Source organism: Terrabacter sp. 05T424 (assembly GCF_056396225.1).
Genome location: NZ_JBFTLB010000001.1, coordinates 787,256 through 810,788 on the forward strand (window position 1 = coordinate 787,256; position 23,533 = coordinate 810,788).

Sequence of the window (23,533 nt, forward strand, 5' to 3'; positions counted from 1 at the left end):
GCACGCCGCGGTGCCGCCGACGGCCCGCGTCCGCGATGGACCTGGCCCTTGCCCTCCACGACATGCCCGCCGCTCCGTCTCGGAAAGGGAACCACCTGTGAGCAAGCCCGTTGTCCTGATCGCCGAAGAGCTGTCGCCCGCAACGATCGAGGCTCTGGGTCCGGACTTCGAGATCCGCTCGGTCGACGGGGCCGACCGTGAGGTGCTGCTCCCGGCTCTTGCCGACGTCGACGCCGTTCTGATCCGCTCGGCGACGAAGATGGACGCCGAGGCGATCGCCGCGGCGAGGCGGCTCAAGGTCATCGCCCGCGCAGGCGTCGGCCTCGACAACGTCGACGTCCAGGCGGCGACGCGGGCCGGTGTCATGGTCGTCAACGCGCCTACCTCCAACATCACCTCGGCCGCAGAGCTGGCCGTCGGGCTGCTCCTCGCGACCGCCCGAAACATCGCCCCCGCCAACCAGGCGCTCAAGGCCGGCGCCTGGAAGCGGAGCAAGTACTCCGGTGTCGAGCTGCTCGACAAGACCGTCGGTGTGGTCGGCCTCGGGCGGATCGGCGCCCTCGTCGCCGAGCGCCTCAAGGGCTTCGGTATGAAGATCGTCGCCTACGACCCGTACGCCTCGCCCGCCAGGGCCGGCCAGCTCGGCGCACACCTGGTCGGCCTCGACGAGCTGCTCGCCCAGTCGGACTTCATCACGATCCACCTGCCGAAGACGCCCGAGACCCTGGGTCTCATCGGCGACGAGGCCCTTGCGAAGGTCAAGCCCTCGGTGCGCATCGTCAACGCCGCCCGCGGGGGCATCGTCGACGAGGCCGCCCTGGCGCGGGCCATCGCCGAGGGCCGCGTCGCCGGCGCAGGCATCGACGTGTTCGCGACCGAGCCGACCACGGAGTCCCCGCTGTTCGACCACGAGTCGGTCGTCGTCACGCCGCACCTCGGCGCCTCGACCGAGGAGGCGCAGGAGAAGGCCGGGGTCGCCGTCGCGAAGTCGGTGCGCCTCGCCCTCGGCGGCGAGCTCGTGCCCGACGCCGTCAACGTCTCGAGCGGCTTCATCGCGGAGGAGGTCCGGCCCGGCATCCCTCTCGTCGAGAAGCTCGGGCGGATGTTCACGGCMGTCGCCGGCAGCGTGCCGACCCAGCTCGACGTCGACGTGCGCGGCGAGATCACCGAGCACGACGTCAACGTCTGGAAGCTCGTCGCGCTCAAGGGCCTGTTCACCGACGTGGTCGAGGACCCCGTCACCTACGTCAACGCGCCTGTGTTCGCCGAGCAGCGCGGGTGCGTCGTGCGGCTCGTGACCGATCCCGACTCGGGCGACTTCCGCAACGTCACGACGCTGCGGGGCACGCTCGCCGACGGCACCGTCGTCTCGGTCTCGGGCACCCTGACCGGCCCGAAGCTCGTCGAGAAGCTCGTCGGTGTCAACGGCTACGACCTCGAGGTGCCGCTCACCGAGCACATGCTCGTCTTCGAGTACTCCGACCGGCCCGGAGTGATCGGCAACATCGGCCGCATCCTCGGCGACGCCGACATCAACATCGGTGGCATGCAGGTCTCGCGCCAGCAGGACCGCGCGATCGGCGTGCTCAACGTCGACAGCGCCGTCCCGCCCGCGCTGGCGGCCGAGCTGTCCGACGTGGTGGAGGCCGAGAACTTCTCGGTCGTCGACCTGCAGGACTGAGCCGGCGCGCCGGTCCGCTCAGGTGCGGCGGGCGGCGTCCTTCGCGTCGTCGCCCTCCGACTCGTCCGTCGCCTCGACCTCGTCGTCCTCGTCGTCCTCGTCGTCGGAGGTGTCGAGCTCGGCGAGCTCGGGCACGAGGTCGTGACGTTTGCTGAAGGTGTCGAGGATCGCGAGGGCCACCGCGGCGATCGGGATGCCGATGAGGGCGCCGATCGCGCCGAAGAGGGCGGCGCCGGCGATGACCGAGCCGAGCGCGACCGCCGGGTGGACGTCCATGGTGCGGCGGCTGATGCGCGGCGTGAAGACGTAGTTCTCGAGCTGCTGGTAGATGGTCGCGAAGACCGCGATCCAGACGGCGTTGATCGGCTTGTCGAGCACCGCGAAGAGCGCAGGCAGGGCCACGCCGATGTAGGTGCCGATCGTGGGGATGAACTGGCCGACGATGCCCGCGAAGACGCCGAGGGGCAGCCAGAACGGGACGTCGATGATCCAGAAGAACGACGCGTGGAAGACGGCCGACAGGGCTGCGAGGACGAGCTTCGAGACGACGTAGCCGCCGGTCTTCTCCACGGAGATCGTCCAGACCGTGATGAAGACGCGCTGGTATCTCTGCGGCAGCCAGGAGCCGATGGTCTGACGCAGGCGCGGGCTGTCGGCGGACAGGTAGTAGGCGAAGACGAGGATCGTCAGGCTGTCGAAGAGGAAGGTGAAGAGCGAGCCGAAGATGCCCACGATGCCGCCGCCGTAGCGACCGGCGAGCTCGCCCAGCTTGTCAGGGGTGAGGCTCAGCGCCTGGCGCACCTGCTCGAGGTCGAAGGTCGTGCCGAAGGTCGAGTTGACCCAGTTGATGGCCGAGGTGACGGCGCCGGGCAGCTGCGTGCCGAGCTCTGACACCTGCGAGACGAAGACCTGCCCGAAGAGCTCGGCAAGACCCGCGAAGAGCAGGAGCAGCCCGAGCATCGTGAGTCCGGTCGCGAGCCCGCGCTTCATGCCCCGGGAGGCGAGCCACAGCACCACCGGCTCCATCGCGATGGAGATGAGCCAGGCGAGCAGAAGCAGGAAGAGGAAGCTGGCGAGCGCGTGGAAGGCCCAGGTTGCGATCGAGAGCAGGACCACGCCCGTCAGCACGATGATCGTGATGCGTCGGGCGTTGCCCGGCGTCACGGCGATCCAGCGGGCCTCGTCGTCGAAGGGCACCCCGGGGACCGCGTGGTGGACGTGCCGGTCGTGCCGGTCGTGCAGGTCGGTGTGCGGATCGGCACTGTGGGCGTGCGGTTCGGCGTGCGAGTCGGGGTGGTGGGCGCTCACGCGGCGAGCCTACGTTCCCACGTGCGGCTGGTGCGGGAGGCCGCGCTCGGACGACCGAACGACGACGCAGCGCGGCGACGTCGCCGCATCACACCCGGGGTCGACGAGGGGTGACCCGCGACACGGGTACATCGTCGTCAGTGGACGAATGGTGGACGAATGGTGGACGCCGCGTCTCATTTGGTGGAAACCCCCTTTACCCGTGAGTAGCGCGGCGTACCGTGAAATGCATGACGCGGCAGGTCGTACTTATTCCCCGCCGCGGCGAGTCCAGGTAGTCAGCACCTCGCCGCGGAGATCCCGCGCACCCTCCTGCTGACTGGTTCGCCCACCCGGGCTTGAGCCACCTGAGACCACTGACAGCACAGCAACTCGAAAGACGTGATCACCATGAGCGAAGACGCCAAGGCCGCCCGTCAGGCACTGCAGGAGTCCATGGACCTGCGAGACCAGGGCCACACCGAGGACTGACGCAGGCGTACTGATCGCCTGCCGAAGGCCCCCGCCCCAGTTGGGCGGGGGCCTTCGTCGTCGTTCACCAAATGAGACGCACGTTCCACATCACAAGACGCGATCTAGGCTTGGCGCATGGGAGAGACGCAGGTCAAGGACGCCTACTCGATCGCCGTGATCGGTGGTGACGGCATCGGTCCCGAGGTCGTCGCCGAGGGCCTCAAGGTGCTCGACGCCGTGACCGGGTCCGCCGGTCCGAAGTTCGCGACCACCGACTACGACCTCGGCGCCCGTCGCTGGCACGCCACCGGAGAGACGCTCCCCGACTCGGTGCTCGAGGAGCTGCGCGACCATGACGCGATCCTCCTCGGTGCCATCGGTGACCCGACGGTTCCCAGCGGTGTGCTCGAACGCGGCGTGCTCCTCCCGCTGCGCTTCGCGCTCGACCACTACGTCAACCTGCGCCCGGCCAAGCTGTTCCCCGGGGTGGCCAGCCCCCTGGACGTGGCCCGCGTCGCTCCTGACGGCATCGACTTCGTCGTCGTTCGTGAGGGCACCGAGGGCCCGTACGTCGGCAACGGCGGCGCCCTCCGTGTCGGCACCCCGGCCGAGATCGCGACCGAGGTCAGCGTCAACACCCGCTACGGCGTCGAGCGCGTCGTGCGCGACGCGTTCGCCCGCGCCCAGGCCCGCCCGCGCAAGCATCTGACGCTTGTGCACAAGCACAACGTCCTCACCCACGCCGGCCACCTGTGGCGGCGCACGGTGGAGGAGGTCGGGATCGAGTTCCCCGACGTGGAGACCGCCTACCAGCACGTCGACGCCGCCACGATCTTCATGGCGACCGACCCGGGGCGCTTCGACGTCATCGTCACCGACAACCTCTTCGGCGACATCCTCACCGACATCGCCGCCGCCATCGCGGGCGGCATCGGTCTCGCAGCCTCGGGCAACATCAACCCGGCGCGCACGACCCCGAGCATGTTCGAGCCCGTGCACGGCTCGGCCCCCGACATCGCCGGCCAGTCCAAGGCCGACCCGACGGCCGCGATCCTGTCGGTCGGCATGCTCCTTGCCCATCTCGGGCTCGACGCAGAGGCCGAGCGGGTCGACGCCGCCGTCGCTGCGGACCTCGCCGACCGGGGTGAGGCCGTACGCAGCACCACAGCCGTCGGTGACGCGGTCATCGGTCGCCTCTGACAGCACGCTGCGGGCGACCCGCACCGCACGACGGCCGGGCCCTGCGCGAGCGGGCGCCCGGCTTCGTCGTCTCACGATGTGGGCGATAGCCTGACATCGGATCACTGCTGATTTTCGCTCCATGGAGGTTTTGTCATGACCCAGCTGTCCTTCGAGGTGACGCGCCGCGACGACGTCACCCCGCCCGAGCGCATCGCCGAGATCCTCGAGAACCCCGGCTTCGGCAAGACCTTCACCGACCACATGGTCGTCGCGACGTGGACCGCCGACGGCGGCTGGGCCGACGCGCAGGTCCAGCCCTACGGCCCGTTCCAGCTCGACCCGGCGGCGGCGGTGCTCCACTACGCGCAGGAGATCTTCGAGGGCATGAAGGCCTACCGTCACGCCGACGGCTCGATCTGGACGTTCCGTCCCGAGGCCAACGCCGCTCGGTTCGCGCGCTCGGCCCGGCGCCTCGCGCTGCCCGTGCTGCCGGAGGCCGACTTCATCGAGTCGCTGCGGCAGCTCGTCTCCGTCGACCAGGAGTGGGTGCCGGCCGGTGACGCGGGGGAGAAGAGCCTCTACCTGCGGCCGTTCATGTTCGCGTCCGAGGCGTTCCTCGGCGTGCGCCCGGCCCAGCGGGTCACCTACTCGGTGATCGCCTCCCCGGCCGGCGCCTACTTCTCCGGCGGCCTCAAGCCGGTCACCCTCTGGATCTCCACCGACTACGCCCGCGCGGGCGAGGGCGGGACGGGTTCGGCGAAGTGTGGCGGCAACTACGCGAGCTCGCTCGCCGGCCAGCTCGAGGGCATCGACCACGGGTGTGACCAGGCCGTCTTCCTCGACTCCTCGACGCACACGTACATCGAGGAGCTCGGCGGCATGAACCTGTTCCTCGTGACGAAGGACGGGCGCATCATCACGCCCGAGCTCACGGGCACGATCCTCGAGGGGGTCACCCGCAGCTCCATCCTCGAGATCGCCAAGGAGCTCGACCTCGAGCCCGAGGAGCGCCGCATCCCCATCGAGGAGTGGAAAGAGGGCGCGGCCGGCGGCGACATCGTCGAGATCTTCGCCTGCGGCACCGCCGCCGTCGTCACTCCCGTGGGTGAGCTGCGCTGGGACGGAGGGTCGGTCGACCACCGACGCGAGGGCCACGAGGACCGCTACGCCGAGGCGATCCGCAACAAGCTCCTCGACATCCAGTACGGCCGCGCCGAGGACGCTCACGGCTGGCTGACCCGTCTCGTCTGACCCGGTGGCCGCAGCGGGGGAGTCGAGGCTGCCGCGGCCGCGCCTCGTCGCGACCGACCTCGACGGCACCCTGCTGCGCTCCGACGGCTCGGTCTCCGAGCGGACACGCGCAGCCTGGGCCGCGGCCGACGAGGCCGGCATCGAGACGGTGCTCGTCACCGCGCGCCCGCCGCGCTGGCTCCACGACCTCGAGCACGTCGTCGGCCCGCGAGGCATCGCGATCTGCGGCAACGGGGCATTCGTCTACGAGGTGGCCGGGCGGCGGCTGCTCGAAACGCACTGCTTCGAGGCCGGCGTCGTCGAGTCGATCGTCGCCGACCTCACCTCGGCGCTCCCGCAGGTGGCCTTTCTCGCCGAGCGCGCCAGCGGTCCCTACCTCGGCCCCGGCTACCCCGACCCGCACGTCGACTCGATCGCCGAGGGCGCCGCGCACGGTCCCGTGGAGGGGATCGGGGCCGAGCCGGTGGGCAAGCTCCTCGCCGTCACCGACCGCGTGCCGCTCGAGGAGTTCCTCGCCACGGTCGAGGAGGTCGTCGGCGGCAGGGGCCACCTGCACTTCTCGGGAGCGTTCGGACTGGCCGAGATCAATGCCCCCGGCGTGACCAAGGCCGTTGCGCTCGAACGGTGGGCGGCCCGGCTCGGCATCGACGCCTCCGACGTCTGGGCCTTCGGCGACATGCCCAACGACCTCCCGATGATCCAGTGGGCGGGTGTCGGGTGGGCCGTCGCGAACGCCCACCCTGACGTCGCGGCCGCGGCAGACCGCACGTGCGCAGCGAACGACGAGGACGGCGTCGCGCGGGCGATCGAAGCGGTGCTCTCGAGCTGACGCGGCACAAATGGTCTCTTACGGGGCCATTGTCGGCAGTGCGACGGCGTTCACGCCGGTCAAACCTCTCTGCCCCTACGGAAACCGTAGGAAGAGAGGTCTTTTCGCCGCACTCGTGCAGCAGTAGCATCGGCGCAACTTCATACCGAAGCAAGGAGTGCACTCATGTCCGACGTGACCAAACTCTCCGACGACGAACGCCGGCTCGCGGAACTCGGCTACAAGCAGGAGCTCCACCGATCATGGTCGGGCTTCTCCAACTTCGCCATCTCGTTCTCGATCATCTCGATCCTCGCCGGCTGCTTCACGAACTTCGGCGCGGGCTGGAACAACGGCGGCCCCATCTCGATCTCCTGGTCCTGGCCGATCCTGTCCGTCTTCATCCTCATCATCGGCTTCACGATGTCCGAGCTCGTGTCGGCCTTCCCGACATCGGGCGGGATCTACTGGTGGGCATCGAAGCTCGGCGGCCCACGCGCCGGGTTCTACACCGGTTGGCTCAACCTCATCGGTCTCATCGCCGTCACGGCTGGTGTGGCCTACGGCTGTGCGACCTTCATCGACCTGACCATCTCGACATGGTCGTCCGGCTACGCCCAGAGCTACTCGCTGACGCGCGTCTTCCTCATCTTCGTCGCGGTGCTCGCCCTCGTGGCCGTCCTCAACATCTTCAGCGGCCACCTCATGGCGGTCCTCAACAACGTGTCCGTGTGGTGGCACGTCTTCGGTGCGGCCGCGATCATCGTGATCCTGCTGCTCGTCCCGGACCAGCACCAGTCCTTCAGCTACGTCTTCACGCACCGCTTCAACAACTCCGGCTTCTTCAACGCCGACACGGGCGGGATCGGCTACTGGTTCGCCATCGTGCCCTTCGGTTTCCTGCTCACGCAGTACACGATCACCGGCTTCGACGCCTCTGCCCACCTGTCGGAGGAGACCCAGTCGGCGTCGAAGGCTGCCGCCAAGGGGATGTGGCGCTCGATCGCCTACTCCGCCCTCGGCGGCTACCTCCTGCTGCTCTGCGTCGTCTTCGCCGTGCCGAACAAGGGCGGCGCACCCGATGACGCCGGCGTGGGCGCGGGCGGCGTCGGCTACATCTTCGCGACGGCGCTGGGCACGAGCTGGGGCGGCCTCGTCCTCTTCATCTCGGCAGCGGCCCAGGTCTTCTGCGCCACCTCGTGCATGACGTCGGCCTCGCGGATGCTCTTCGCCTTCAGCCGGGACGGGGCCGTGCCCTTCTCGCGGCTGTGGTCGACCCTCTCGCCCAAACGCGTCCCCGCCAACGCCGTGCTCATCGTGGCGGTGGTCAGTGCCATCGTCACGCTGCCCGCGCTGATCCGCGTCAACCTCGGCACCGAACAGGCTCCGCTCGTTGTCCCGGTCGCCTTCTACGCGGTGACGTCGATCGCCGTGATCGGTCTCTACCTCTCGTTCGCGATCCCGATCTGGCTGCGCTGGCGCGCCGGCGACAGCTTCCAGGCGGGCTCGTGGAACAACGGGGCGAAGTACCGCTGGATGAACCCCATCGCGGTGGCCGAGATCGTGATCGTCTCCATCTACCTGATGATGCCGTTCGTGCCTGGCGCGGTGCCGTTCAGCGACGTGTTCGAGTGGAAGTTCGTCAACTACGCGCCGCTTGTCACGGTCGGCGCCCTGCTGGCCCTGACCATCTGGTGGCAGGCCTCGGCGCGGCACTGGTTCGCCGGTCCCAAGCAGAACGTCGACCCCGAGGTCGCGGCCGTCTACGGCGAGTGACCAACGAGCCGCGGGCCCGGCCGGCCCACGCTCCCGGGACGGCCGACCAGCTCGCCACCGCCCTCGCTCGGCTCTCCCTCTCGGGACGGCCGAGCGAGGTGACGGCGTTGCCGGGCGGCCTGACCAACCACAACTACCGGGTGCGGGCCGACGGGACGGACGTGGTCGTACGCATCTCGTCGCCCTCCAGCGCGATGCTCGCCGTCGACCGTGAGCACGAGTGGCACAACTCGCGTGCCGCGGCCGTCGCCGGCGTCGGGGCGCCGGTCGTCGACTACGTGCCCGGAGAGGGCATCCTCGTCGTCGAGTTCCTCCCGGGGCGCACGTATGCCGCGGCAGACGTCGGCGCGAACCTCGGCCGGATCGCCGCTTCGCTGCGACGGCTGCACGCCGGGCCCGAGTTCGCCTCGCGCTTCGACATGTTCGCGATCCAGCGAACGTATGCCGCTCTCGTCCACCAGAGGGGACTCGCAGTGCCCGACGGCTACTGGGAGCTCGACGACGCGATCGCCCGCGTCGAGCTGGCGCTTCGAGTGCACCGTGACCCCCTGGTGCCCTGCCACAACGACCTGCTCGCGGCGAACTTCCTCGACGATGGCGGCGACGTCCGAATCATCGACTACGAGTATTCCGGCACGAACGAGGCGTCGTTCGAGCTCGGCAACCTCGTCAACGAGTCGCGGCTCGGGCCCGACGGGCTCGCCGAGGTCGTGGAGGCGTACCACGGGCGGCTGAGCGACCGGCTCCTGGCGCGCGCCGAGCTGTGGGGTCTTGCCGGACAGCACGCCTGGACCCTGTGGGGCGCGATCCAGCACGGCGTCTCCGATCTCGACGCAGACTTCTGGTCCTTCGCGATGGAGCGCTTCGAGCCGGCGGCCCGGCTGCTGACGAGTGCCCGGCTCGACACGCTGATCGACGCCGCCGTCGGGGAGGACTCAGCGGATGCGAGGGGGAGCTGATGGTCGAGATCCCTTCTCGCGCAGAGATCGTCGTCATCGGTGGGGGAGTCATCGGCGCGAGTGTCGCCTACCACCTGGCCCACCTCGGGCGCACGGACGTGCTGCTGCTGGAGCAGGGCAGCCTGTCGTGCGGCACGACGTGGCACGCGGCCGGGCTCGTCGGGCAGCTGCGCGCGACAGAGGCCGGCACGCGCCTCGTCCAGTACTCCACCGACCTCTACTCCCGGCTGGAGGCCGAGACCGGCCTGGGCACGGGCTACCGCGTGTGCGGAGGCCTGACGGTCGCCCGCACGCCCGAGCGGATGGTTGCGCTGCGTCGCACCGCGGCCAGCGCCGCGGCCTACGACCTCGAGTGCGAGCTGCTCACGACCGAGCAGGCGCAGGAACGCTACCCGCTCATCCGGGCCGACGACCTCCTCGGGGCGATCTGGCTGCCGGGCGACGGCAAGGCGAACCCGACCGACCTCACCCAGGCGCTCGCGAAGGGCGCGCGCCAGCTCGGTGTCCGCGTCGCGGAGCGGGTGCGCGTCACCGGCGTGCTCACGCGGGGCGGCCGGGCCGCCGGGGTGCGCACCGAGCACGGCGACGTCGAGGCGGAGGTCGTCGTCAACTGCGCAGGGCAGTGGGCCCGAGCCGTGGGGGCGATGGCCGGCGTCAACGTGCCGCTGCACTCGGCAGAGCACTTCTACGTCGTGACCGAGCCGATCGACGGCGTCCACCGCGACCTGCCCGTGCTCCGCGACCCGGACGGCTACACCTACGTCAAGGAGGAGGTCGGCGGCCTGCTCGTCGGCGGCTTCGAGCCCGAGGCCAAGCCGTGGGTGTCACCCGACCGCATCCCCCACCCCTTCGAGTTCGCGTTGCTCGACGAGGACTGGGAGCACTTCGAGGTCCTCATGGACAGCGCGGTCCACCGGCTCCCGGTGCTGGCCGAGACGGGCATCCGCAAGTTCTACAACGGTCCCGAGAGCTTCACCCCCGACAACCAGTTCGTCGTCGGTGAGGCCCCCGAGCTGCCAGGCTTCTTCGTCGCGGCCGGCTTCAACTCCGTGGGTATCGCCAGTGCCGGTGGGGCGGGGCGCGCGCTGGCCGAGTGGGTCGTCGAGGGGAGGCCCACCATCGACCTCATCAGCGCCGACATCCGGCGCTTCTCGCCGCTCGCGGACAACAACGCCTGGCTGCGCGACCGCGTCGTCGAGGTGCTGGGCCTGCACTACGCGGTGCCGTGGCCCAACCGGGAGCTCGAGACCGGTCGACCGCAGCGGCTCTCGCCCGTCCATGACCGCATCGTCCGCCAGGGTGCCGTCCTCGGCACCCGCAACCACTGGGAACGCGCGAACGTCTTTGCACCACAGGGCAGCCCGCCGGTGCTGGACTACTCGTGGGATCGTCCGACCTGGGTCGACTGGTGCGTCGACGAGCAGCGGGCCACGCGCGAGGCCGTGGCCGTCTTCGATCAGACGTCGTTCTCCAAGTACCTCGTCGTCGGTCGGGACGCCGAGCGCGCGCTCCAGTGGATCTGCGCCGCCGACGTCGCCGTCCCCGTCGGGCGCACCGTCTACACCGGGCTGCTCAACGCCGGCGGAACCTACGAGTCCGACGTGACGGTCACGCGCACGGGTGAGCACGAGTACCTCGTGGTGAGCAGCGCGGCCACGACGGTGCGCGACCTCGACTGGATAGCCCGCCACGTGCCCGAGGGGGCGGACGCGAGCGTCGTCGACGTGACGAGTGCGTATGCCGTCCTGGGCGTCATGGGGCCACGATCGGCCGAGCTGCTGGCCGCGCTCTCCGACGACGACTTCGGCGACGACGCCTTTCCCTTCGCCACGAGCCGCGAGGTGAGGGTCGGCGCCGCCCGCGCCCGCGCCACGCGCATCACCTACGTGGGTGAGCTGGGTTGGGAGCTCTACGTCCCGACCGATCTGGCTGTCGGCGTGTACGACGACCTGTTCCGTAGCGGCGCCGACCTGGGAGTGCGCCCGGCCGGCTACTACGCCATCGAGGCGATGCGGCTCGAGAAGGGCTATCGGGCCTTCGGTCGTGAGCTGACGACCGAGACCGGCCCGGTGACGGCGGGGCTGAGCTTCGCGTGCAAGCTCGGTTCCGACCACGACTTCCTCGGCCGAGAAGCCGTCGAGGCAGCACGAGCGGCCACCTCGCCACGCAGGGTCGTGTCGTTCGTCGCCGGGGACCCGACGGCATACGCGTGGGGCGGTGAGCTCGTGCTGCGCGACGGCCGTCCGGTCGGGCAGGTGACGAGCGCGGCCTGGGGCGCGACGGTCGGCGCCGGCGTCGGCCTCGCGCTGGTCGGCGAGCGCGAGTCGGGCACGGCCACGGGAGCGTGGATCCGGTCTGGGGACTGGGAGATTGACGTCGCAGGGCGCCGCCATCCGGTGACAATCGGGATGCGCCCGCCGCTGGACCCGGACGGGCGCCGACTGCGGCGCGACGGGAATGACACAGCCTAATGGTTCTTTCTCAGACCATTGACGCGGAGGAGGTGACGGTATTGGATCGACACGTGAGCGCAACGGTACGACAGCCGTCCCTGCCGGACGTCGTGCTGCGCCCCGCGACCGGCAACGTCTTCGAGGGCACCGTCGAACAGCTCGCGACGGCCATCCGTCTCGGCGTCTTCGCGCGCGGTGAGCAGCTGCCGCCGGAGCGCGAGCTCGCCGAGCGTCTCGGGGTCAGCCGCAACACCCTCCGTGAGGCCATCGCGGCGCTGCGCGACTCGGGGCTGGTGACGACCCGCCGCGGGCGGGGCGGCGGCACGTGGGTCACCGAGTCGGTGGAGCTGCCACCCCCGGCCCCCGGTGCATTCGTGCGCAGTGGCGCCGCGATGCTCGACGCCCTCACCTTCCGCCGCGTGGTCGAACCGGGTGCGGCCTGGCTCGCGGCCACCCAGGCGCTCGCCGGCGACCAGCGTGCCTGGCTCATGGACTGCCTCGTCGAGGTGGACGAGGCGGCAGACTCGGCGGCCCACCGGGTGGCCGACTCGCGGCTCCACCTCGCCATCGCGACCCTGTCCGGGTCGCCCATGCTGATCGATGCCGTCACCCGCTCCCAGTCGGCGCTGCACGACATGCTCATGGCGATCCCGGTGCTCAGACGCAACATCGAGCACTCGAACGCCCAGCACCACCAGATCGTCGGGGCCATCCTCGGCGGCAAGGCGGAACGAGCCCGAGCAGTCATGGAAGAGCACTGCGACGCCACCTCCGCGCTGCTGCGCGGCCTCATCGGATAGCGACAGGAAGGCACGACATGGCGCCTGCGCCCACCCTGACCCTCGACCAGCTGCGGGCCGACATCGAGGAAGGCACGATCGACACGGTCATCGTGGCCTTCACGGACATGCAGGGCCGGTTGCAGGGCAAACGCCTGCACGGGCACTACTTCCTCGACCATGTGCTCGAGGACGGCACGGAGGGCTGCAACTACCTGCTGGCGGTCGACGTCGACATGAACACCGTCGACGGCTATGCGATCTCCTCGTGGGAGCGCGGCTACGGCGACATGTTCTTCGACCTCGACCTCGACACCCTTCGGCGCACCCCCGGCACGCCGCACTCGGCGACGGTGCAGTGCGACCTCACCTGGCTCGACGGCAGCGGTCCCGTGGTGCAGTCGCCCCGCTCGGTGCTCAAGGCCCAGGTCGACCGGGCCGCAGCCCTCGGCATGACTGCCCACTGCGGCACCGAGCTCGAGTTCATCGTCTTCCAGGAGTCCTACGAGCAGGCCTGGGATGCCGGCTACACGGGCCTCACGCCCGCGAACCGCTACAACGTCGACTACTCCATCCTCGGCGGAGACCGCGTCGAGCCGCTGCTGCGCGAGATCCGCAACGAGATGTACGCCGCCGGCGCCGTCGTCGAGAGCGCCAAGGGGGAGTGCAACTACGGCCAGCACGAGATCGGCTTCCTCTTCGACACGGCCGTGCGCACGTGCGACAACCATGTGGTCTACCGCAACGCGGCCAAGGAGATCGCGGCCCACCACGGGCAGTCGCTCACCTTCATGGCCAAGTTCGACCAGCGCGAGGGCAGCTCGTGCCACATCCACCTCTCCTTGCGCGGGGAGGACGGCGAGACGGTCTTCGTCGACGACGAGCGCGAGCACGGGCACAGCGAGATGTTCGAGCACTTCCTCGCCGGAATCCTCGCGACCCAGCGTGAGCTGACGTACTTCTACGCACCGAACATCAACTCCTACAAGCGTTTTGCCTCGGCCAGCTTTGCGCCGACCGCCGTGGCATGGGGACGTGACAACCGCACCTGCGCTCTGCGCGTCGTCGGCCACGGCCCGGCCCTGCGCGTGGAGAACAGGGTGGGAGGAGGCGACCTCAACCCCTACCTCGCGGTGGCCGCCATGCTGGCCGGCGGCCTGCACGGCATCGAGCAGCAGCTCGAGCTGGAGCCTGCCCTCGAGGGCAACGCCTACACCTCGGACAAGCCGCACGTGCCCTCGACCCTGCAGGAGGCGCGCGACCTGCTCGCCGGCTCGGCCGTTGCACGAGCCGCCTTCGGCGACGAGGTCGTCGACCACTACGTCAACGCGGCCGACGTCGAGATCACTGCCTTCAACGCCGCGGTCACCGACTGGGAGCGACGCCGCGGCTTCGAACGCCTCTGACCCACATTGCCCGCCCCACCACGACCCGGTTCGATGTGTTCCACGGTCATCCGTGACCGTGGAACACATCGGACGAGGAGGAGACGAGAGAGATGACCACGACGCACGACGTCATCAACCCCGCCACCGAGCAGCTCGTCCGCAGCGTCGAGCTCGCCACCGTGGACGAGACCGACGCCGCGATCGCTCGCGCCTCCGCGGCAAGCCCGTCCTGGCGCACCGTCGCCCCCGCCGACCGCGCGCTGCTGCTGCGCCGTTTCTCCGACCTCGTGGGCGAGCACCAGGAGGAGCTTGCGCTGCTCGAGGTCGAGAACGCCGGGCACACGATCGGCAACGCACGGTGGGAGGCGGGCAACGTGCGCGACGTGCTGGCCTACTACTCCGGTGCGCCCGAGCGGAACTTCGGCCGGCAGATCCCGGTGGCCGGCGGCATCGACGTCACCTTCCGTGAGCCGCTCGGGGTCGTTGGCATCATCGTGCCGTGGAACTTCCCGATGCCGATCGCCGGTTGGGGCTTCGCGCCGGCCCTCGCAGCCGGCAACGCCGTCGTGCTCAAGCCGGCCGAGCTCACCCCACTCACGGCCATGCGCCTCGGTGAGCTGGCCCTCGAGGCAGGCATCCCCGAGGGTGTCTTCACGGTCATCCCGGGCAAGGGATCTGTCGTGGGGGAGCGCTTCGTCACCCACCCCGACGTCCGCAAGATCTGCTTCACCGGGTCGACTGCGGTCGGCCAGCGGATCATGCGAGGCGCCGCCGACCAGGTCAAGCGGGTCACCCTCGAGCTGGGTGGCAAGAGCGCCAACATCGTCTTCGCCGACTCCGACCTCGAGCTGGCCGCCGCCCGGGCGCCGTATGCCGTCTTCGACAACGCGGGGCAGGACTGCTGCGCGCGCAGTCGCATCCTCGTCGAGCGCAGCGCCTTCGAGACGTTCATGGAGCACTTCGAGACGGCCGTGCGTGGCGTCGTCGTCACCGACCCCCACGACGAGGCCGCCGAGATGGGTCCGCTCATCAGCGCCGAGCAGCACGACCGGGTCAGTGCCTACGTCGAGGGAGCGGCCGACGACGTCGACGTCGCGTTCCGTGGCACCGCGCCGGAGGGGGCCGGCCACTGGTACGCCCCCACCGTCGTCCTGCCGCGCTCGACGACCGACGCCGTCTGGCAGGAGGAGGTCTTCGGGCCGGTCGTCGCCGTCCTCCCGTTCGACGACGAGGCCGACGCGGTCGCCAAGGCCAACGACACGGCATACGGCCTCTCGGGGTCCATCTGGACCCGCGACCTCGGGCGCGGCCTGCGCGTCGCGCGCGGCGTCGAGGCCGGCAACCTCTCGGTCAACTCGCACAGCAGCGTGCGCTACTCGACGCCGTTCGGGGGCTTCAAGCAGAGCGGCATCGGCCGCGAGCTCGGACCCGACGCGCTCGAGGCCTTCACCGAGGTGAAGAACGTCTTCATCTCGACCGACTGACGACCGCTCACCACGATCTCGAACCACCGAAATCGGCTGAACGGCAAGGAAAGAGGACTCATGGCAGGCAGGCTCGACGGCAAGGTCGCGGTCATCACGGGCGGCTGCTCCGGCATCGGTCTCGCCACGGCGCGACGGTTCGCCGAGGAGGGCGCCAAGGTCGTCATCGGGGACCTCGACGAGGCCAACGGGCCCCGCATCGCCGACGAGGTCGGCGGCACGTTCGCGCGCGTCGACGTCGTGAGCAAGGAGGATGTCGACGCCCTCTTCCGCACGGCCAAGGAGACCTACGGTTCGGTCGACATCGCCTTCAACAACGCCGGCATCAGCCCGCCCGAGGACGACTCGATCCTCGACACCGACCTCGACGCCTGGCGCAAGGTGCAGGAGGTCAACCTCACCTCGGTCTACCTGTGCTGCAAGGCCGCCCTGCCCTACATGCTCGAGCAGGGCAAGGGCTCGATCATCAACACGGCGTCCTTCGTCGCCGTCATGGGCGCCGCCACGTCGCAGATCTCGTACAGCGCGAGCAAGGGCGGCGTGCTGTCGATGAGCCGCGAGCTCGGCGTCCAGTTCGCTCGTGAGGGGGTGCGCGTCAACGCGCTCTGCCCGGGCCCGGTCAACACCCCGCTGCTCCAGGAGCTCTTCGCCAAGGACGAGGAGCGCGCCGCGCGCCGGCTCGTCCACGTGCCCATGGGCCGGTTCGGCGAGCCCGAGGAGATGGCCAACGCCGTGCTCTTCCTCGCGTCCGACGAGTCGAGCTTCATCACGGCCTCGACCTTCCTCGTCGACGGCGGCATCTCCGGCGCCTACGTCACGCCGCTCTGAGGGGACTGTCGTGGTGGACGCGCGGCCGGTCATCGGCATCACGGCCTACGTCGAACGGGCCTCGTGGGGCCGGTGGGTCGACGTGCCGGGAGCGCTGGTGCCCTACCGCTACGTCGGCCACGTCGAGGACGCCGGCGGCATCGCGGTCGTCGTCCCGCCGCGACCCGACGCCGACGACGGGGTCGCCCACGAGCTGCTCTCGCGGCTCGACGGGGTGATCCTCGCCGGCGGCGTCGACGTGGCACCGGAGCTCTACGCCGACGAGCGTCATGCGTCGGTGCAGGCGTCGCGGCCCGACCGCGACACCACCGAGCTCGCCCTTGCGCACGCCACCGCCGCCCTCGACGTGCCACTGCTCGGCATCTGCCGGGGCATGCAGGTGATGGCGGTCGCGGCCGGGGGAGTGCTCGAGCAGCACCTGCCCGACCGGGTCGGCCACGACCTGCACTCACCGGCACCGGCGACCTACGGCAACCACCACGTGCGCACCGTCGGGGGCACGAGGCTGGCCGGCATCCTCGGCGACGGCGCCGACGTGCCGAGCTACCACCACCAGTCGGTGCTGACCCACCCCGGCTACGAGCCGTCGGCCTGGGCCGACGACGGCACCCTCGAGGCGATGGAGGACCCCCGCGCGGCCTTCCGGATCGCCGTCCAGTGGCACCCGGAGGTCGGCGACGACCCGCGCCTCTTCCACGCGCTCGTCGCAGCAGCGAGGACGTATGCCGCCGGGCGTGAGGGCGCTCGCGGCTGACGGTCGCCCCGGCGCGCGGGACGGCATACGTGGTCCCACATGGCGGACCCGCGGTTTCGCTGGGCGAGCGGCCCTGCCACCCTGATCCCGTGACCGCTTCCCGGCTTGCCACGAGCACGCTCATTATCAGCTAGCGCGACGAGAACACCTCTCGTCGCGCAGACCTCCCGTCCCCGGGGGGTCTTTTTGTTTCCCGGCCACGAGCCACGGAGACCGCTGCAGAGCCACACCGGGCCGAGCGGCACGAGCTGAATGGGACCGAGGACCGAGCGGCCACGTCGACCCGCCCCCTGGATCAAGGACAATGAAGGTCATGGATGCCCTGCACGTTTACGACACCACCCTGCGCGACGGCGCCCAGCAGGAAGGTCTCAACCTCTCGGTGTCGGACAAGCTGGCCATTGCCGGACTGCTCGACGACCTCGGGGTGGACTTCATCGAGGGTGGCTGGCCGGGTGCCAACCCGAAGGACACCGAGTTCTTCGACCGGGCCCGCCAGGAGCTCCATCTCCGCCGCGCGACCCTCGCCGCCTTCGGGGCCACCCGGAAGGCCGGCGGGGCCGCGGCGCAGGACCCGCTCGTCCAGGCCCTCGTCGACTCGGGCGCCTCGGTCGTGTGCCTCGTCGCCAAGTCGCACACCGGTCACGTCGAGCGCGCCCTGAAGACCACTCTCGAGGAGAACCTCGAAATGGTGCGCGACACCGTGTCCTACCTCGTCGGGCAGGGTCGGCGCGTCTTCCTCGACTGCGAGCACTTCTTCGACGGCTGGCACCTCGACCGCGACTACGCGCTCTCGGTCGTGCGCACGGCGCACGACGCAGGCGCCGAGGTCGTCGTGCTCTGCGACACCAACGGCGGCATGCTGCCCCACCAGGTCGAGCAGGTCGTGGCCGACGTCATCGGCGCCACCGGTGCCCGCATCGGTGCCCACTGCCACAACGACACCGGCTGCGCCGCCGCCAACTCCGTCGCCGCGGTGCGAGCCGGCGCGACCCACGTGCAGGGCACCGTCAACGGCTACGGCGAGCGCACCGGCAACGCCGACCTCGTGACCGTCGCCGCCAACCTCCAGTTCAAGCTCGGGCTCGAGGCCATGGAGGTCGACTCGTTCCGACGTGCCATGCACATCGCCCACGCGATCAGCGAGGTCACCAACGTCCCCGCCTACAGCCGGCAGCCCTACGTGGGTGCGAGCGCCTTCGCGCACAAGGCCGGCCTGCACGCGAGCGCGCTCAAGGTCGACCCTGACCTCTACCAGCACATGGACCCGGCGCTCGTCGGCAACGGCATGCGCACGCTCGTCTCCGACATGGCCGGCCGGGCGAGCATCGAGCTCAAGGCACGCGAGGCCGGGCTCGACCTGTCCGAGCGGCCCGACGTCGTGGCCCGGGTGCTCGCCGAGGTCAAGGACCTCGAGCTGCGCGGGTGGACCTTCGACGCCGCCGACGCCACGGTCGAGCGGATGCTTCGCGAGGCGCTCGACCCCGGCTGCACCGACTACTTCGAGGTCGAGTCGTGGCGCGTCATCACCGACTCCTCAGGTGACGGCGACGCGACGTCCGAGGCGACCGTCAAGCTCCGCGCCGACGGCTCGCGGCTCATCGCCACCGGCGAGGGCAACGGACCCGTCAACGCCCTCGACCACGCCCTGCGTGAGGCCCTCAGCCGCGCCTACCCCGAGATCGAGAAGATCGAGCTCATCGACTTCAAGGTGCGCATCCTCGACGCGTCGCACGGCACCGACGCCGTGACCCGCGTGCTCATCGAGACCTCCGACGGCGAGACGTCCTGGGACACCATCGGCGTCGCCGGCTCGATCCTCGCCGCGTCGTGGCGCGCGCTCACCGACGGCATCGTCCACGGACTGCTGCGTCAGGGCGTGCCGCGCCGCTGAGGCGCGGCGGTCAGTGCTGCCAGGCCGGGCAGCCACGTCGCGGCCTCTCCCCGGAAGACGTCCGGCGCGAGCGCCGGGGCGCCCTGCGGCACTGCGCCGAGCAGGCCCTCGGGCAGCGCTGAGAGGTAGTCGCGATTCGTCGTCTCGATCACGTCGGGGGCGCTCGGCCACGCGCCGATGACGAGGCCGAGCACCCGGATCTGCCGGTGCGACAGCGCCTCTCGGGTGAGCATCGTGTGGTTGAGGGTTCCGAGCGCGCTCCGGACCACGAGCACCGTGGCGCACTCGGGGAGCGCAGCGGCGAGGTCGGCAAGAGTCTCCCCCGCGTCGGTGAGCTCGACGAGGAGGCCGCCGGCGCCCTCGACGACGACCACGTCGTGACGTGTGGACAGATCGTTGATCGTGGAGACGTGGTCGGCGAGGTTCGGGAGCGAAGCACCCTCCAGGGCTGCCGCCGGGCGGGGCGCCATGGGTGCTCGGAGCCTCGTCCCCTCCACGGTGGGGGCGCCGGTCAGCCGTTCGACCTCGCCCATGTCACCGGGCCCACCGGGCTCACCGGACCCACCGGACCCACCGGGCGCCACCCCGGTCTGCGTGGGCTTGTAGGCCGCGACGGTCAGCCCGGCCTCGACGAGCACGGCGACGACCGCGGCCGTGACGACGGTCTTGCCCACGTCGGTGTCGGTGCCGGTGACGACCACGACCCTCGGCAGCGTGAGGTCAGCCATCGGTGTCGTGGGGTGGGATCTGGGCGAGCGGGGACGTCGACGCCGGGTCCTGCGCGCCCTCGACCGCCGCGACCGTCGGGAGGCCACGGACGGTGGAGGGAGCGTCCACCGCCCGTGGCCCCTCGACGGCCCCGCCACCCCAGGGTCGCGGTGCGTGGTGCCGCGCAACCCGAGCGACGAGCCGAGCGGCCTGCAGGAGGTCGTCACCCGCGAGGTCGGCCCTCGCGGTCACCCGGAGTCGCGACACGCCGTCCGGCACGCTCGGCGGTCGGAAGCAGCCGACGAGCACGCCTTGGGCTCGCAGGTCGAGGCAGGCTGCCACCGCAGCCTCCGGTGAGGGCATCGGGAGCGACTGCACGGCGCCGGCCGCCTGGTCGATGCCGCACACGGTCGCGATGACCCGCGCGTTGTCGCGCACTGCAGCCGCGAGGGAGGGGTCCTCCATGACGAGGTCGGCGGCTGCCGCGGCCGCGGCTGCGGCTGCCGGGGCGAGACCGGTGTCGAAGATGAAGGGACGCGCGGTGTTGACCAGGTGGTTGCGCAGGGTCGTGGAGCCGAGCACCGCGCCGCCCTGCGAACCGAGGGCCTTCGAGAGCGTCATCGTGACGACGAGGTCCCGGGTGCCGACGAGGCCGAGCTCGTGGACCAGCCCCCGTCCCTCGCCGGCGACGCCGATGCCATGGGCCTCGTCGACCACCAGGAGGGCGTCGTGGCGCCGGCAAACCTCGACGATGGAGGTGAGCGGCGCGGCGTCGCCGAGCACGGAGTAGATCGACTCCACGGCGACGACCACGCGGCGGCCCGGACGCTTCGCGAGCTCGCGGTCGAGGTCGGCTGGGTCGTTGTGGGCAAACGTCTCGTGGGGGACGCGTGACATCCGGGCGGCGTCATGGAGCGACGCGTGCGCGTGCGCATCGAGCAGGATCTCGGCCCCGCGCCCGGTCATCGCGGTCAGCACGCCGAGGTTGGCGGCATACCCGGTCGAGAACGCGAGCGCGCTGGGCTGCCCGGTGAGGCGGCACAGCGCCGCCTCGAGGTCGCGGTGCACGGGCAGGGTGCCGGTCACGAGGCGACTCGCCGTGGCCGACGCCCCGTAACGGTCGAGTGCGTCGTGCGCGGCGGCGACGACCCTGTCGTCGCGTGCCAGACCGAGGTAGTCGTTGGACGCGAGGTCGAGCGCCTCGTGCGTGCCGGGTCGGCGGCCGCCGACCCGCAGCACGGGGTCGAACCGCTCGACTCCGCGTTCGGCGCGCAGCGCTGCACGCTCGCGCAGCCACGACTCCCAGACGTCGCTCACCCGTGGACCTCCCAGACCGCGCCCACGACGGCATCGGCGATGGCACGGACGTCGTCGTCGGTGCAGACGTAGGGAGGCATCGTGTAGACGAGGTCGCGGAAGGGCCGCACCCACACGCCGCGTCGCAGGGCGGCCCGGGTCACCGCCGTCACGTCCACCGGCGAGCGCAGCTGGACGACCCCGACGGCACCGAGGGTGCGCACGTCGGCGACCTCGGGCAGGTCGGCAGCCGGCAGGAGGTGCTCCTGCAGCAGGCGTCCCACGCGGGGGACGTCGTCCTTCCAGCCGTTCTCGACGAGGGAGAGGGACGCGTTGGCCACGGCGCAGGCCAGCGGGTTGGCCATGAAGGTGGGGCCGTGGAGCAGTGCCCTGAAGTCGGAGCGAGTGATCGCCTCGCCGACGTGGCGAGTGGTGAGCACCGCCGCGAGAGTGAGGTATCCGCCGGTGAGTGCCTTGCCGACGCAGATGACGTCGGGGGAGACGTCAGCCCACTCGGACGCGAAGAGCCGGCCGGTGCGCCCGAACCCTGTGGCGATCTCGTCGACGACGAGGAGCAGCCCGTGCTCGTCGGCCACACGGCGCAGCTCTCGCAGGCAGTCCGGGTGGTAGACGTGCATGCCACCTGCACCCTGCAGCACCGGTTCGACGATGATCGCTGCCAGCTCGTCGGAATGCGTGGCTGCCAGCGACCGGACCTCGGCGACCCATGCCTCGACCGCGGACTGATCGGTCTCCCAACGTTCCTCGCCGTCAGCGCTCACGAGCAGCCGAGCCGCGGGAGGCCGTGGAGCGAAGAGCTGGCGGGCCAGGGCGCCGGGAAAGGCCGAATGCATGCCGTCGACCGGGTCGCACACGCTCATGGCGGCGAAGGTGTCGCCGTGGTAGCCGCCGCGAACCGTGAGGAAGCGCTGCCGGCCGGGTCTGCCCCTGGCCGCCTGGTACTGGAGTGACAGCTTGAGGGCCACCTCGACCGACACCGAGCCGGAGTCGGCGTAGAAGACGTGAGCCATCTGGCCGGGGGCGACGGCGGTCAGCCGCTCGGCGAGGGTCACGGCGGGCTCGTGGGTCAGGCCGCCGAACATGACGTGGCTGAAGCGGTCGAGCTGGTCACGGGCCGCGGCGTCGAGCGCCGGGTGCCGGTAGCCGTGCACGGTGCACCACCACGAGGCCATCGCGTCGATGGCCTCGAAGGTCTCGCCGTCGGGAGCGGTGAGGGACAGCCGCACGCCGTGGGTCCGCTCCACGGCATACGGCTCGGGCCCGTCGAGGGGGGCGTAGGGGTGCCAGACGAGCCCGCGGTCGCGGGCCGCAACAGACGTGCCGAGCGTCTCAGGCATTGGCGGGAACGTCGGTGCCGGCACCGCGCCGGCGCTTGGCGGGGTCATGTGTGTCGAGAGCGGGCCTCGCCTCGTCGTCGGCACCGGCCCCGAGGACGACGAACCCGTGGTCGCGGATGAGCTCGAGGTCGGCCTCGGCGGCCTGCCCCTCGGACGTGAGGTAGTCGCCGAGGAAGATCGAGTTGGCGACGTGGAGGGCGAGACCCTGGAGCGACCGCAGGTGCATCTCGCGGCCGCCTGCGACGCGAATCTCCTTGTCGGGGCAGACGAAGCGGGCCATCGCCAGGATGCGCAGGCAGCGTCCGGGGGTGAGCTCCCACGTGCCCTCGAGCGGCGTCCCGTCGAACGGCATCAGGAAGTTGACCGGAATGGAGTCGGAGCCGAGGGCGCGGAGGGCGAAGAGGGCCTCGACGAGCTGCTCGTCGCTCTCACCCAGACCGGCGATGAGGCCCGAGCAGGGCGACAGGCCGGCACCCTTCGCCTTGGTCACCGTGTCGACGCGGTCGGCGTAGGTGTGAGTCGTGACGATGTCGTCGTGGTGGGACTCGGCCGTGTTGAGGTTGTGGTTGTACGCGTCGACGCCGGCGTCGCGCAGGCGTTCGGCCTGGCCGTCCTTGAGCAGGCCGAGGCACGCGCAGACCTCGACGTCGGGGTGCTCCTGCTTGAGCGCGCCGACCATGCCGGCGACCCGGTCGACGTCGCGGTCGGTCGGGCCCCGCCCGCTCGAGACCATGCAGATGCGGGTCGCTCCGCCGCGCAGCCCCGCGGCCGCCTGCTCGATGGCCTCGTCGGCCTTGAGCCAGGTGTACTTCAGGATGTCGGCCTGCGAGCCGAGGCGCTGGGAACAGTAGTGGCAGTCCTCGGGGCACAGTCCCGACTTGAGGTTGACGAGGTAGTTGACCTTCACCGTGTTGCCGAAGTGCTTGCGCCGCAGGCGTGCCGCCGCTGCCACGAGATCGAGGAGCTCGTCGTCTCCGGCCCGCAGGGCATCGAGGGCGTCCTCCGCGGTGGCGGGCGTGCCGGCCAGCACGGCGTCGGCGAGATCGTCGAAACGGCTGGTCATGCTGGCTCCTTGCATACGACGTTGAACGGTGTTCAACTTGAACGGTGTTCAGTATGCCGAGTCGCTAGGCTCGGTTGTCAACGCGGGTCCGTGGCCGGGCCCGCTCGCCG

General features: G+C 70.6%; 19 protein-coding genes. 14 read left to right on the forward strand and 5 right to left on the reverse strand.

The genetic code is table 11. The features are described from left to right. Positions 1–97: 97 nt before the first annotated feature. Positions 98–1,681 carry a phosphoglycerate dehydrogenase gene (serA, locus tag AC1DE0_RS03655; RefSeq protein ID WP_478097213.1) on the forward strand — a complete coding sequence of 528 codons (1,584 nt, stop codon included), beginning with the start codon at positions 98–100 and terminating at the stop codon, positions 1,679–1,681. 18 nt (positions 1,682–1,699) lie between these two features. On the opposite strand, the gene AC1DE0_RS03660 is transcribed toward serA, so the two are convergent. Next, complete coding sequence (locus AC1DE0_RS03660; RefSeq protein ID WP_478097215.1) at positions 1,700–2,989, reverse strand: AI-2E family transporter; 1,290 nt, start codon at positions 2,987–2,989, stop codon at positions 1,700–1,702. A gap of 390 nt (positions 2,990–3,379) precedes the next feature. Between AC1DE0_RS03660 and AC1DE0_RS03665 the strand changes: the two genes are divergently transcribed. The 13 genes from AC1DE0_RS03665 (at position 3,380) to cimA (ending at position 18,998) form a co-directional block, all read left to right on the forward strand. Continuing rightward, on the forward strand, positions 3,380–3,460 hold the full coding sequence (locus tag AC1DE0_RS03665; protein WP_081633825.1) for a 3-isopropylmalate dehydrogenase: 81 nt from the start codon (positions 3,380–3,382) through the stop codon (positions 3,458–3,460). A gap of 117 nt (positions 3,461–3,577) precedes the next feature. After that, the gene (locus AC1DE0_RS03670) at positions 3,578–4,642 is read left to right on the forward strand and encodes a 3-isopropylmalate dehydrogenase (protein WP_478097217.1); all 1,065 of its coding nucleotides are present in this window, start codon (positions 3,578–3,580) and stop codon (positions 4,640–4,642) included. A 135-nt stretch (positions 4,643–4,777) separates the two neighbouring features. Beyond that, on the forward strand, positions 4,778–5,875 hold the full coding sequence (locus AC1DE0_RS03675) for a branched-chain amino acid aminotransferase (RefSeq protein WP_478097219.1): 1,098 nt from the start codon (positions 4,778–4,780) through the stop codon (positions 5,873–5,875). 4 nt (positions 5,876–5,879) lie between these two features. Then, complete coding sequence (locus AC1DE0_RS03680; RefSeq protein WP_478097221.1) at positions 5,880–6,704, forward strand: Cof-type HAD-IIB family hydrolase; 825 nt, start codon at positions 5,880–5,882, stop codon at positions 6,702–6,704. 165 nt (positions 6,705–6,869) lie between these two features. Then, on the forward strand, positions 6,870–8,459 hold the full coding sequence (locus AC1DE0_RS03685) for an amino acid permease (protein ID WP_478097223.1): 1,590 nt from the start codon (positions 6,870–6,872) through the stop codon (positions 8,457–8,459). Then, a complete protein-coding gene (locus AC1DE0_RS03690) occupies positions 8,456–9,418 on the forward strand; it encodes a phosphotransferase (protein WP_478097225.1) in 963 nt (320 codons plus the stop codon). The genes AC1DE0_RS03685 and AC1DE0_RS03690 overlap by 4 nt, the downstream gene beginning before the upstream one ends. Beyond that, complete coding sequence (locus AC1DE0_RS03695) at positions 9,418–11,889, forward strand: GcvT family protein (protein WP_478097227.1); 2,472 nt, start codon at positions 9,418–9,420, stop codon at positions 11,887–11,889. The genes AC1DE0_RS03690 and AC1DE0_RS03695 overlap by 1 nt, the downstream gene beginning before the upstream one ends. Before the next feature lie 53 nt (positions 11,890–11,942). Then, positions 11,943–12,671: a FadR/GntR family transcriptional regulator gene (locus tag AC1DE0_RS03700; RefSeq protein ID WP_478097229.1), complete on the forward strand. Its 729-nt coding sequence runs from the start codon at positions 11,943–11,945 to the stop codon at positions 12,669–12,671. Positions 12,672–12,688: 17 nt separating this feature from the next. After that, complete coding sequence (locus AC1DE0_RS03705; protein ID WP_478097231.1) at positions 12,689–14,056, forward strand: glutamine synthetase family protein; 1,368 nt, start codon at positions 12,689–12,691, stop codon at positions 14,054–14,056. A 92-nt stretch (positions 14,057–14,148) separates the two neighbouring features. Then, a complete protein-coding gene (locus AC1DE0_RS03710) occupies positions 14,149–15,522 on the forward strand; it encodes an aldehyde dehydrogenase family protein (RefSeq protein ID WP_478097233.1) in 1,374 nt (457 codons plus the stop codon). A gap of 60 nt (positions 15,523–15,582) precedes the next feature. Beyond that, positions 15,583–16,350, forward strand: a complete 768-nt coding sequence (locus AC1DE0_RS03715) for a 3-oxoacyl-ACP reductase (protein ID WP_478097235.1) — start codon at positions 15,583–15,585, stop codon at positions 16,348–16,350. A 10-nt stretch (positions 16,351–16,360) separates the two neighbouring features. Continuing rightward, positions 16,361–17,104, forward strand: a complete 744-nt coding sequence (locus AC1DE0_RS03720) for a gamma-glutamyl-gamma-aminobutyrate hydrolase family protein (RefSeq protein ID WP_478097237.1) — start codon at positions 16,361–16,363, stop codon at positions 17,102–17,104. Between the two features lie 313 nt (positions 17,105–17,417). Beyond that, positions 17,418–18,998 carry a citramalate synthase gene (gene cimA, locus AC1DE0_RS03725; RefSeq protein ID WP_478097239.1) on the forward strand — a complete coding sequence of 527 codons (1,581 nt, stop codon included), beginning with the start codon at positions 17,418–17,420 and terminating at the stop codon, positions 18,996–18,998. Here cimA and bioD read toward each other — a convergent pair. Genes bioD through bioB form a run of 4 tightly spaced genes read right to left on the reverse strand, consistent with a single transcriptional unit; the run spans position 18,977 to position 23,423 of the window. Continuing rightward, the gene (gene bioD / locus AC1DE0_RS03730; RefSeq protein WP_478097241.1) at positions 18,977–19,726 is read right to left on the reverse strand and encodes a dethiobiotin synthase; all 750 of its coding nucleotides are present in this window, start codon (positions 19,724–19,726) and stop codon (positions 18,977–18,979) included. The two genes, cimA and bioD, sit on opposite strands and share 22 nt — an antisense overlap. Continuing rightward, positions 19,719–21,023 (reverse strand): 8-amino-7-oxononanoate synthase, encoded by a 1,305-nt coding sequence (locus AC1DE0_RS03735; protein WP_478097243.1) that lies wholly within the window; start codon positions 21,021–21,023, stop codon positions 19,719–19,721. Before AC1DE0_RS03735 ends, bioD begins: the two co-directional genes overlap by 8 nt. Continuing rightward, a complete protein-coding gene (gene bioA / locus AC1DE0_RS03740) occupies positions 21,020–22,360 on the reverse strand; it encodes an adenosylmethionine--8-amino-7-oxononanoate transaminase (RefSeq protein ID WP_478097245.1) in 1,341 nt (446 codons plus the stop codon). Before bioA ends, AC1DE0_RS03735 begins: the two co-directional genes overlap by 4 nt. Beyond that, the gene (bioB, locus tag AC1DE0_RS03745; protein WP_478097247.1) at positions 22,353–23,423 is read right to left on the reverse strand and encodes a biotin synthase BioB; all 1,071 of its coding nucleotides are present in this window, start codon (positions 23,421–23,423) and stop codon (positions 22,353–22,355) included. Before bioB ends, bioA begins: the two co-directional genes overlap by 8 nt. Positions 23,424–23,533 lie beyond the last annotated feature (110 nt).